An 11361-nucleotide genomic window follows, 5' to 3' on the forward strand; every position below is an offset into this window, starting at 1 on the left:
GGGCCGGCCGCCGTCGGGGTCGTCCGGGGGACCGCCGGCGCGGTCGTCGGCGGTACCGGGGACGTCGGAGGGGGCGTCGGAGGGGGCGTCGCGGGCCGTCAGCTCCTCCTCGCTGCGCGGGCCGCCGGTCACACCGGGCTCCGGCTCGGCGGCCAGGCATCCGCGGGCAGGTCCTCCTCGACCGCCCCGCGGCGGCGGCGGAGGACGAACAGGACCCCGCGGCGCAGGAAGAGCAGCCCGAGCAGGACGGCGGCGCCGATCGTGATCGACAGCGAGATCGTCCCGTAGGCGGTGCTGCGGACCTGGATGGCCACGGGGTCACCAAGCCGGCCGCCACCCGGCGTGGTCAGGCCGATCGAGACGGCGAAGCGCCCCGACTGGCGCACCTCGGTGGGCACCGTCAGCGTCGTGCGCTGCTCCGAGGCGACCTCCTGCGCGCCGACCTGCCCGATGGTCAGTCCCACGTTGTCGCGGGTGCGCACGTCCACCAGCACCCGGACGGCGAACGGCAGGTCGTTCTGCACGGTGAGCACGAGCGGCGCGTCGCTGGAGGCCAGGCTGTAGCTGCCCTCGGCCGGGGCGAGCAGCGTCACCTGCTGGCGCAGCCCGACCAGGGTCTGCCGCAGGTCGGCCGCGGCGGCCCGGAAGCCCTCCGGGTCGTCGCGCCAGGCGACGGCGGTCGTGCGCGCCAGGGCGCCGTCGGTGGGGGCCAGGGCCGCGGCGGGGTCGTCGACGACGGCGCCGGCGAGGTCGTCGCGCAGGCCGGCCGCCGAGGTGACGTCGGCCAGGCCGGCGGCGTCCAGGAGCACGGGTTCGGCCGCCTCGAGCGGCGTGCCGGCGTCGGCGACCGGCCCGGCGGCGAGGTCGGCCAGCGAGGCCGGGCGCAGTCCCGGCAGGGCGGTGTCGGCGATCATCGCGGCGACGCCGTCGGGGTCGGGGTCGACGTCCCGCGGCGGGGCGACGAGGACGGTCTGGCCGGCGGGGTCGGCGACCGACTGCTGGGACAGCAGGACCAGCTCGGCGAGGTAGCGCTGCTCGGCCAGCCGCACGCCGCCGCTGGTCGCGCCGGCGTCGACGAGGCCGGACAGGCCGCTGTCGGCGACCAGCGCCGTCACCGGGCCGCCGTCCCCGGCCGCGGTGGTGCGCGCGGCCGCGGCGCCGGTGAGTCCGCGGACGGCGTCGCCGCCGCTCAGGCCGCCGGAGGCGAGCACCACCTGCTCGATGCCGCCGTCCTGCAGCGTGGCGAGGGTGTCGGGCCGCAGCGCGCCACCCGCCGCCCACGCGACGTCGGTCCGGGGCTCCACACCGAGCTCCTCGGCGACCAGCGCGACGCCGCGCGGTCCCGGGGAGTCGGCGGTGACGACGGGCGCGGCGTCCCCGCCGTTCGCGGTGCCGCCGTCGGTGCCGTTCCCGCTCGCGGCGCCGGGCAGGCTGCGGGTCAGCGCGGCGGACAGCTCGAGGGCCTGCAGCGCGTCGGCGTCGACGTCGCCGTAGGGCAGGGCGACGACGGCGTGGTCGGCGGCCACGGCCCGCAGCCGGCCCAGCCACGCCGCGGCGGCGTCGGTGCCCGTACCGGCGTCCTCATCGCCGGCGACGTCGTAGGGGCCCTCGGCCATGAGGGCGAGCTCCTCGACCAGGACCGGGTCGACCGCCAGGGTGACCGGCGCCACCGGGGAGGGCTCGGTCGCGCCCGGCGCGACGACCTCGGGGACCCGCTCGACGACCGCCAGCGCGCGGTCGAGCCGGCCACCGTCGGACACCTGGTCGGCCAGGGCGTCGTCGACGAACCTCCCCGAGGCGTCCCGGTGGGTGCGCTCCACCAGCGGCCACAGCCAGGCGACCGCCGTCGCCGTCGCCGGTGGCGCGGTCTGCTGCACCACCGAGGTGCTCACCTCGCCGACCCGGCTCGGCTGGCCGTCGGGGCCGGTGGCGTTGACGTTGAGCAGGACCGGGTAGACGCCGTCGCGGTCCAGGCCGAGGTCGGCGGTGGTCGCCGTGAAGGTGAAGGGGACCTCCTCGGCGGCGTCGAGCCGGGCGGCGAGCGGCGCGAAGGCGGTCGTGGCGACGGTCGCCGGTTCGGGGTCGGCGGCCAGCAGGTCGGCGCGGGTGGTGACGACCTCACCGCGCTGCAGCCGCGCCGTCAGGTCGGTCAGCGTCCCGGTGCCGGTGTTGGTGAGCGTGCCCTCGACGGTGACCGTGCCGCCGGGGGTGACGGTGCGCGGCTCGAGGCGGGTGACCTCGACGGTGACCGGCCGGTCGTCGTCGGCCGCCGGGGCCTGGGCGGTGGGGGGCGGCGCGGCCGCGGCGGGCGGGGCGGTGGCCACGGGCGGGACGGCGAGCAGCGGGACGGCCAGCAGCGCCGCCGTCAGGACCCTCGGCCACCGGGTGCGCGACGGCCGGCCGGGGCGGGTCACGGCGCCCCCGCGCCGGCCGGCCCCGGACCGGGAGGTGGGATGCCTGGGAGGGACCTCGCGCGCCGGGTCACGCACTGTCGGCGAGCAGCGCGGGCGCGCGCTCGACCAGCGCCCGCTCGTCGGCGTAGGCCAGGCGGCCGCTCAGCTCGTCGAGGGGCACCCAGGCCACCTCGGTGACCTCGACGTCGGCGTCGGAGAGCGCGCCGCCGACGGCTCGCAGCAGGAAGTGGTGCACCGTCTTGTGCACCCGGCGGCCCTCGGCGACGAACCAGAAGTCGATGATCCCGAGCGGGGCGAGCACCTCGCCGATGATCCCGGTCTCCTCGGCGACCTCCCGGACGGCGGTGTCCTCGGGGGTCTCGCCCTCCTCGATGTGGCCCTTGGGCAGCGACCACAGCAGCCGCCCGCGCCGGTCGGTGCGGCCGATCAGCGCGGCACGGGGGCCGGTGACGCCGTCGTCGGCGACCACCAGGCCGCCGGCGGAGGTCTCGTCGACGCGGCGCAGACGGCGCCCGGGGCGCGCTCGTCCGCCCGTCCCAGCCATGCCAGGAGGGTAGCGCGCGGCCCGGCACTACCCTGGCGCGTCGTGTCTGCCGTCCCTCCGCGTCGCCCGGCCGCCGGGCCCGTCCCCCCGGCGGTCCAGTCGACCGTGCGCGAGCTCGTCGACGTCTCCCCGGTGCTGGTCGAGCTGGGTGAGCGGTTCGCCGCGGCCGGCTTCGAGGCGCACCTGGTCGGTGGCTCGGTGCGCGACGCGCTGCTCGCCGCGGGCGGTGACGCGCCCCGGCCGCCCGGCGACCTCGACGTCACCACCGACGCCCGTCCCGAGCAGGTGCTGGACCTGCTGCGCGGCTGGGCCAGTTCCACGTGGAACACCGGCATCGCCTTCGGGACCGTCGGCGCCGAGGTCCGCGGCACCCGCCTGGAGATCACCACCTTCCGCGCCGACCGCTACGACCGGATCTCGCGCGATCCCGAGGTGGCCTGGGGGGCGTCGCTGACCGACGACCTCGCGCGGCGCGACTTCACGGTCAACGCCATGGCGGTCTCCCTGGGACCCGACCGCACGGTGACCGACCCCTTCGGGGGCCTGGGCGACCTGCTGGCCCGCCGGCTGCGCACCCCGGGGACGGCGGCGGACTCCTTCGCCGACGACCCGCTGCGGATGCTGCGCGCGGTCCGCTTCGTCGCCCAGCTCGGCCTCACCCCCGTCGAGGAGGTGGTCGAGGCGATGACCGCCATGTCCGCCGAGCTGGCGCGGATCACGCCCGAGCGGGTCCAGGTGGAGCTGTCGAAGACGCTGCTGCAGGACGCGCCGCGGGCGGCCCTGGAGCTGTTCGTCGACACCGGCCTGGCCGACGTCGTCCTGCCGGAGCTGCCGGCCCTGCGCATGGAGATCGACGAGCACCACCAGCACAAGGACGTCTACGGCCACTCGCTGACCGTGCTGGACCGGGCCATCGCGCTGGAGGAGGCCGATCCGGACGCGGAGTCGCCGGACCTGGTGCTGCGGCTGGCGGCGCTGCTGCACGACGTCGGCAAGCCGGCCACCCGCCGCCACGAGCCGCGCGGCCGGGTCTCCTTCCACCACCACGAGGTCGTCGGGGCCAAGCTGGTGCGCAGGCGGCTGCAGGCCCTGCGCTACTCCAGGGAGATCACCGAGGACGTCGCCCGGCTGACCTTCCTGCACCTGCGGTTCCACGGCTACGGCACGGGCGAGTGGACCGACTCCGCCGTCCGCCGGTACGTCACCGACGCCGGCGACCTCCTGCCCCGCCTGCACAAGCTGGTGCGCTCGGATTGCACGACCCGCAACAAGCGGCGGGCGGCCGCGCTGTCGGCCACCTACGACTCGCTGGAGCGCCGGATCGCCGAGCTGTCGGCGGCCGAGGACCTCGCCCGGGTGCGGCCCGACCTCGACGGCAACGCGATCATGGAGATCCTCGGCATCCCGCCGGGCCGGGAGGTCGGCGAGGCCTGGAGGCACCTCAAGGACCTCCGCCTCGAGCGCGGCCCGCTCGACCGCGACGAGGCCGAGGCCGAGCTGCGCGTCTGGTGGGCGTCCCGCACCTGACGGCCCCGCTCCCCCGCGCCGCCCTCCCCCGCACGGGTGGCACCGCCCGCCCGGCCCCTCCCCCGCCGGCCGGCCCGCCGGTAGGACGGACGGCCGGACCGACGGCGGGGGACGGGGATGGACGGGCGAGTCCAGGAGTGGCACGGCGGGCCGCTCCCGTGGCCGGCCGGGCGGCCCGGCTCCCGGCACCGCGCGCCCTCCGCGGCCCGGGGCGTGCTGGCCGTCGCGCTCGTCCTCGTCGTCAGCCTCGGCGCCGCCGTCCTGGCCGGGGAGGTCCCGTGGCCCGGGACGGCCGGCCCCGACCCCCGGGCCGGCGCCTCCGGCCCGGCGACGGAACGCCCGACGCCCGGCTTCGAGGCCGCGGACGCCCCGCTCGGGCTGCCGGTGGAGGCGCCCGCGACCGGGACGTGGGACTTCCTCCAGTACCAGGACGACGGCGTCACTCCCGTCGCCTACGACCCGTGCCGGCCGGTGCACTACGTGGTGCGGCCCGACGGCGCACCACCGGGCGCCGACCGCCTGGTCGCCGACGCCGTGGCCGAGGTCGCCGCCGCCACGGGCCTGCGGTTCGTCCACGACGGCCCGACCGACGAGGCGTTCTCCGAGAGCCGCCCGTCGCACCAGCCCGACCGGTACGGCGACCGGTGGGCCCCGGTCCTGCTCACCTGGGCGACGCCGGCCGAGGCGCCCGGGCTGGCCGGGACGGTCGCCGGGCTCGGCGGCAGCGACGCCGTCTCGGCCGGCGGGCCGTGGGTCTACGTCACCGGAGCGGTCACCGTCGACGCCGCGTGGGCCGCGGCCGCCGCCCGCTCGCCCGACGGCCGGGCCGACGTCCGGGCGGTGCTCGTGCACGAGCTCGCCCACGTCGTCGGCCTCGACCACGTCGACGACCCCACCCAGCTCATGCACCCGGAGAACGACGGCCAGCGGGAGCTCGGCAGCGGGGACCGGGCCGGGCTGGCCGAGCTGGGCCGGGGGGCCTGCGAGCCGGCGCTCTAGGCCTGGTGGGCCCGCGTCGCGCGGGCGTACCCGGCCGCGGTGAGGCCGTACCCGGCTGCGACGGCGAGCAGGGCGGGCACCGACGCCCCGTCGCCCGGGAGCAGCACAGCGGCGACGAGCAGCGCCGTCACGTAGGCGACGTTGACCAGGGTGTCGTAGACGGAGAACACCCGGCCGCGCACGTCGTCGTCGACCGACTCCTGCAGCGTGGTGTCGACGCAGATCTTCACGCCCTGCGCCACGAACCCGAGCACCAGCCCGGCGGCCACGGTCGACGCGGGCGTGAACGGCAGGCCCAGCGCGAGCTGCAGCGCGCCGCCACCGGCCAGCAGCCCCGTCGTCCACCGGCGCCGGCCCAGCCGGCGGACCGCCGCGGGCGTGACCGCGGCCGCCAGCAGCGTGCCCACCGCCCCGGCGGCGACCGTCTGGCCCAGCCCGACAAGCCCGCCCGGCAGCAGCCCGCCCGCATCGGGGAAGCGGTTCCGGTGGAGGAGCAGCGTCATCAGCGTCAGCACGCCGTAGCAGAGCCGGTGCGCGCCGATGACCAGCAGCGCCGCGGCCACCGGCGGCCGGGCCCGGGCGTGCCGGACGCCGGTGACCATGCCGCGCGCCACGTCGCGGGCGGTCAGCCGGCCGGGGCCGGCGTCCGCGTCGGGCCCCAGGTGCCCCGGGGAGAACCCGGCGACGACGGCCGCGCTCAGCAGGTACGGCAGCGCCGCGGACAGCGCCACGGCGGCGTAGACGGCGTCGCCGGTGACCCCCAGCCGCGACAGCCCGACCGCCACGCCGGCGCCGGCCACCGTGGCCACCGCACCGGACGTCGTCGACACGGCGTTGGCCGACACCAGCGAGGGCTCGTCGGCGGTGTGCGGCAGCCCGGCCGACAGCGCCGACAGGACGAACCGGGTGACCGAGAAGACCACCAGCCCGGTGGCGTACAGGGGCAGCCCGGCCGCCCCGCCGAGCACGAGGGCCGCGACGACGGCGACCAGCCCGGCGCGCAGCACGTTGGCCCACAGCAGCACCTGCCGGCGGCTCCACCGGTCCAGCCACACGCCGGCGAAGGGCCCCACGACCGAGTACGGCAGCAGCAGGACGGCGAACCCGGCGGCGACGTCGATCGGCTCGGCGGCGCGCTGCGGGTTGAACAGCACCGTGCCGGCCAGCGAGGCCTGGAACACCCCGTCGCCGAACTGGGCGGACAGCCGCGTGACCAGCAGCCGGCGGAAGTCGCCGCGGAGGAGGAGGTGGCGCACCGTCGTGTCGGCCCGCCGCACCGGTTCACCTTAGGACGCGCTCCGGCCGCCCCCTGCGCCCGCGGTTGTTGCACACTGGGATGGATGTCCACGGTGCCCTCGTCACCTGACCCGGAGTCCGGTCGGCCCAGCCGGCCGGGCACGGGCCGACGCCGTACGGCGCTCCCGTCGCTGTCCACCGGCTCGCTCGCCGACGTGGGTCCCGGGTCCCTGCTGGTCGCGATGCCCGCGCTGACCGACCCGAACTTCGCCGGCAGCGTCGTCTACGTGCTCGACCACAACGACAGCGGCACGCTGGGCGTCGTGCTCGGCCGGCCCAGCCAGGTCGAGATCCGCGACGTGCTGCCCGGCTGGTGCGACCTCGCCGTCGAGCCCGGCGTCTTCCACGTCGGCGGCCCGTGCGAGACCGACACCGCGCTGTGCCTGGCGAGCCGGCCGGGCGCGACCGGCGCGGAGGACACCGGCCTGCGCCAGGTGGCCGGCGACGTCTACCTCGTCGACCTCGACGCCGATCCGGGCGCGCTCGACGGCGGCCTGGCCGGCCTGCGCGTGTTCGCCGGCTACGCCGGCTGGTCACCCGGGCAGCTGGCCGGGGAGATGGCCGAGGGCGCGTGGGCCTGCGTGCCCGGCACACCCGGCGACGTGCTCAGCGACCTGGCCGGCTCCGCGCTGTGGCGCGCGGTCCTGGGCCGGCAGCGCGGGCGCCTGGCGGTGCTGTCGACGGCGCCGGCCGACCCCTCGGCCAACTGACGCGACACGATGCGCCCTCAGGGGAGGCGCGTCCGGCCCGGGTCTGGTAAGAAAGGCGCCGGAGGGGGCGGTCTGGGGAAGAGGCCGCCCCCTCCACCCACGTCCGGGGCCGGCCGAGCCGCCCCTGTGGCCCCCTTCAGGGTCCCGCCGCGAGCGTGCGAGCCGTGCAGGACGGGGTTCTCCGCTCACACGCCGACCGCCGCCGCCACCGCCGGGTGAGCCACCGCGTCCACCGTCTGTGCCTCCTCCGGCAGCGCGATCGTCCGCGGCCCGTGGTCGGCCAGCGTCACGGTCACGTCGGCGTCCTGGCCCGGCAGCCGCGTCACGTACTGCAGCAGCACGCCGCTGCTGTCGTCCACGGCCACCGACCAGCCCGCCTCGGAGGCGTACACCGAGGCCAGTCGCCCGTCGATCGAGCGCTGCCCCTCCCACGTGGTGCCGCCGCCGGTGAAGGAGCCGGCCTCGTCGGGCTCGGCCGCGCCCAGGTTGAGCACCAGCCGCACGAGCACGTCGGTCAGGGGCACCGCCTCGGTCCCCGTCGCCACCGGCCGGCGCACGAAGGGGACGTCGGGCAGCCCGGCGGCGGCGAGCGCCTCCGGCAGCCCCGGCAGGTCGCCGAACCAGATCTGCTCCGGGGTGAAGAACGCGGTGCGGACGTCGTCGGGCCGCTCGTCACCGTAGGAGGTCACCGAGCGGGCGCGGCCGGCGGCCCCGGCGAGGTCGACCTCCCCGGTCAGGGTGAGCAGCCCGCCCTCGCCGAAGGGTGCCGTCACGACGACGTCGGCCCCGCCCTCCTCCGCGTTGCCGGCCAGCAGCCCGGCGAGCACCTCGGCCTCCTCGGCGGTGACCGGGTCCCCGGGCTGCCGGTCGGGCGAGTCGTCGGAACAGCCGGTGAGCAGGACCGCCAGCAGGACGAGCGCGATCGCGAGCAGGCGGCGCGGCATGGCGTCAGCGTATTCAGCGAGGGTGGGGCTCCGACGTCCCACGCGCGCTGACCCGCGGATCCGGCGGCCCGGGATGCCACGGGGCCCGCTCCCCGTGCGGGGAGCGGGCCCCGTGACGTGCTGGAACGGCCTGCCTGCAGGGTCCCGCCCCGAGCCTGCGAGGGGTGGGGTCCTGGTGACGTGCTGGAACGGCCTGCCTGCAGGGTCCCGCCCCGGGCCTGCGAGGGGTGGGGTCCTGGTGACGTGCTGGAACGGCCTGCCTGCAGGGTCCCGCCCCGGGCCTGCGAGGGGTGGGGTCCTGGTGACGTGCTGGAACGGCCTGCCTGCAGGGTCCCGCCCCGAGCCTGCGAGGGGTGGGGGGCAGGGAGGTCCTTACCGCTCGACCTCGCCGCGGATGAAGGCCTCGACCTTGTCGCGGGCCTCGCTGTCGCGGTACTGCTCCGGCGGGGACTTCATGAAGTACGACGACGCCGACAGCAGCGGGCCGCCGATGCCCCGGTCCTTGGCGATCTTGGCCGCCCGGACGGCGTCGATGATGATGCCGGCCGAGTTCGGGGAGTCCCAGACCTCGAGCTTGTACTCCAGGTTGAGCGGGACGTCGCCGAACGCGCGGCCCTCGAGGCGCACGTAGGCCCACTTGCGGTCCGACAGCCACGGCACGTGGTCCGACGGGCCGATGTGCACGTTGCCCTGGCCCATGTCGCGCCCGACCTGGCTGGTGACCGCCTGGGTCTTGGAGATCTTCTTGGACTCCAGCCGCTCGCGCTCGAGCATGTTCTTGAAGTCCATGTTGCCGCCGACGTTGAGCTGCATCGTGCGGTCGAGCTGCACGCCGCGGTCCTCGAACAGCTTGGCCAGCACCCGGTGGGTGATGGTGGCCCCGACCTGGCTCTTGATGTCGTCGCCGACGATCGGGACGCCGGCCGCGGTGAACTTGTCGGCCCACTCCTTCGTCCCGGCGATGAAGACCGGCAGGGCGTTGACGAACGCGACGCCGGCGTCGAGGGCGGCCTGCGCGTAGAACTCGGCGGCCTCCTGCGAGCCGACCGGCAGGTAGCAGACGAGGACGTCGGCACCGGACTCGCGCAGGGCGGCGACGACGTCGACCGGCTGCTCGTCGGACTCCTCGATCGTCTCCCGGTAGTAGCGGCCCAGGCCGTCGAGGGTGGTGCCGCGCTGCACCGGCACGCCCAGCGGCGGGACGTCGCAGATCTTGATCGTGTTGTTCTCGCTGGCGACGATGGCCTCGGAGAGGTCGCGGCCGACCTTCTTGGCGTCGACGTCGAACGCGGCGACGAACTGCACGTCGGAGACGTGGTACTCGCCGAAGCGCACGTGCATCAGGCCCGGCACCGAGGCGGTCTCGTCGGCGTCCCGGTAGTAGTGCACGCCCTGCACCAGCGACGCGGCGCAGTTGCCGACGCCGACGATGGCGACCTTGACAGCTCCCATGGTCTTCCCTTCTCCCTGGACCGGGTGGTCCTCGTCCTCGGGACCGTTCGGTCCTGGCGGTGGCTGCCGGCGGGGCGGGCAGCCGGTGGTGCACTGCGGGCAGTGCGCCCGGCAGCGTGCTCGGTCAGTCCGCGTCGCGCTGCGGCTCCGCGGGCTGACCCGGGCCCGGGTCGCGCCGCTCGCTGTCGATGAGCTCCGACAGCCAGCGCACCTCCCGGTCGACCGAGTCGAGGCCGTGGCGCTGCAGTTCCAGCGTGTAGCGGTCGAGCCGTTCCCGGGTCCTCGCCAACGAGGACCGCAGACCCTCCCGCTGCTGCTCGACCGTGCGACGGCGCCCCTCGAGGATGCGCAGCCGCACGTCGGCGGCGGTGTGCCGGAAGAAGGCCAGGTGGACGCCGAACAGCCTGCCGTCGTCGTACGCCTCGGGGCCGGCCTGGCTGACCAGCTCGGCGAAGCGCTCCTTGCCCTCCGCGGTGATCGTGTAGACCACCTTCCCGCGCCGGCCGGTGAGCGGCGGTGCGTCGGCCGGCAGCGGCGCGCGTCGGTCGGGCTCGTCGGTGGTGACCAGCCCGGCGGCGTGCAACCGCTTGAGCGCGGGGTACAGCGAGCCGTAGGAGATGCTGCGCAGCCCCCCGAGCACCTCGGCGAGCTGCTTGCGCAGCTCGTAGCCGTGCATGGGGGCCTGCTGCAGCAGGCCGAGGATGGCGAACTCGAGCACTCCGCCCCCCACCGGTCCCTGTCGGTCGATGTATCGGGACGATACATCGTCAGGTGATCGGGGCCGCAACCCGAGGTCGGCCGAGCCCGATCGGATGACCCCCGCCGGTGGTGCTCAGCCGGCCTGCGGGGTGGCGCACCTGCGTACATTGGCGGCCGTGCCCGGACGTCGCTCCGTCGTCGACTACTCGCTGCAGCGGCGAGCCGTCCTCGCGGACGTGCAGTCCGGGCGCACCGGGCTCTTCGAGGTCTGCGACGCCAGCCCGTACCTCACCCGCGCCGCGAGGTACCACGGCCGGCTCACCGACGTCCCCTGTCCGGTGTGCCGTCGCGAGCGCCTCGCGCTGGTGAACTACGTCTACGGCGAGTCGCTCGGGCACGTGTCCGGGCAGGCGAAGACCGAGACGGAGCTCGCCCGGATGGACGCCGCGCAGGAGGAGTTCTCCGTCTACACCGTCGAGGTGTGCCGGGCGTGCGGCTGGAACCACCTGGACTCCTCGTACGTCCTGGGGACCGAGCCGGCCCCCGGTCGCCAGCCGCGCCGGGCCCGGCGCCGCGCCGGCACCGAGCAGCGGTAGCCGGCCGGCGGGCACCGCCGGCCCGTCCGTCACACACGTCCCGGGGGACGGCGCCCGCGCGCGTCCTCCCGGGTCCACACAGCCGAGAACGCCACGCTGGGCGGGACCCCGTCCCGCCCACCTACCACCACGAGGAGGGGCTCCCTGGTGCCTCCCCACGACGAGACCTCGCCGGTCGGT

Annotated in this window: 10 protein-coding genes; 4 read left to right on the forward strand and 6 right to left on the reverse strand. The window is 76.5% G+C overall.

Annotation, left to right across the window (positions count from 1 at the left end):
* Positions 1-128: 128 nt before the first annotated feature.
* Together ABQ292_RS24520 and ABQ292_RS24525 are read right to left on the reverse strand one after the other, a co-directional pair.
* Positions 129-2414: a DUF6049 family protein gene (locus tag ABQ292_RS24520; RefSeq protein WP_369210326.1), complete on the reverse strand. Its 2286-nt coding sequence runs from the start codon at positions 2412-2414 to the stop codon at positions 129-131.
* Between the two features lie 67 nt (positions 2415-2481).
* Positions 2482-2958, reverse strand: coding sequence for an NUDIX hydrolase (locus ABQ292_RS24525; RefSeq protein ID WP_204692267.1), 477 nt, complete (start codon positions 2956-2958; stop codon positions 2482-2484).
* 42 nt (positions 2959-3000) lie between these two features.
* Between ABQ292_RS24525 and ABQ292_RS24530 the strand changes: the two genes are divergently transcribed.
* On the forward strand, positions 3001-4485 hold the full coding sequence (locus ABQ292_RS24530) for a CCA tRNA nucleotidyltransferase (RefSeq protein WP_369210327.1): 1485 nt from the start codon (positions 3001-3003) through the stop codon (positions 4483-4485).
* Between the two features lie 117 nt (positions 4486-4602).
* A complete protein-coding gene (locus ABQ292_RS24535; RefSeq protein WP_369210328.1) occupies positions 4603-5484 on the forward strand; it encodes a matrixin family metalloprotease in 882 nt (293 codons plus the stop codon).
* Here the strand turns inward: ABQ292_RS24535 and ABQ292_RS24540 are convergent.
* The gene (locus tag ABQ292_RS24540; RefSeq protein WP_369210329.1) at positions 5481-6761 is read right to left on the reverse strand and encodes an MFS transporter; all 1281 of its coding nucleotides are present in this window, start codon (positions 6759-6761) and stop codon (positions 5481-5483) included. The two genes, ABQ292_RS24535 and ABQ292_RS24540, sit on opposite strands and share 4 nt — an antisense overlap.
* Positions 6762-6824: 63 nt before the next feature.
* Here ABQ292_RS24540 and ABQ292_RS24545 point away from each other — a divergent pair, with 63 nt between their 5' ends.
* Positions 6825-7490 (forward strand): YqgE/AlgH family protein, encoded by a 666-nt coding sequence (locus tag ABQ292_RS24545; RefSeq protein WP_369210330.1) that lies wholly within the window; start codon positions 6825-6827, stop codon positions 7488-7490.
* Positions 7491-7675: 185 nt separating this feature from the next.
* On the opposite strand, the gene ABQ292_RS24550 is transcribed toward ABQ292_RS24545, so the two are convergent.
* The 3 genes from ABQ292_RS24550 to ABQ292_RS24560 all read right to left on the reverse strand — a co-directional run bounded on the left by ABQ292_RS24550 (position 7676) and on the right by ABQ292_RS24560 (position 10604).
* A complete protein-coding gene (locus ABQ292_RS24550) occupies positions 7676-8434 on the reverse strand; it encodes a hypothetical protein (RefSeq protein WP_369210331.1) in 759 nt (252 codons plus the stop codon).
* Positions 8435-8806: 372 nt separating this feature from the next.
* Entirely contained in the window at positions 8807-9886 is a 1080-nt protein-coding gene (locus ABQ292_RS24555) for an inositol-3-phosphate synthase (RefSeq protein WP_369210332.1), read from the reverse strand.
* A gap of 124 nt (positions 9887-10010) precedes the next feature.
* Positions 10011-10604 carry a PadR family transcriptional regulator gene (locus ABQ292_RS24560; RefSeq protein WP_369210333.1) on the reverse strand — a complete coding sequence of 198 codons (594 nt, stop codon included), beginning with the start codon at positions 10602-10604 and terminating at the stop codon, positions 10011-10013.
* A gap of 157 nt (positions 10605-10761) precedes the next feature.
* Here ABQ292_RS24560 and ABQ292_RS24565 point away from each other — a divergent pair, with 157 nt between their 5' ends.
* On the forward strand, positions 10762-11181 hold the full coding sequence (locus ABQ292_RS24565; protein WP_369210334.1) for a DUF5318 family protein: 420 nt from the start codon (positions 10762-10764) through the stop codon (positions 11179-11181).
* The last annotated feature ends 180 nt before the right edge of the window (positions 11182-11361 follow it).

The organism is Geodermatophilus maliterrae, from assembly GCF_041018925.1.
GTDB lineage: Bacteria > Actinomycetota > Actinomycetes > Mycobacteriales > Geodermatophilaceae > Geodermatophilus > Geodermatophilus maliterrae.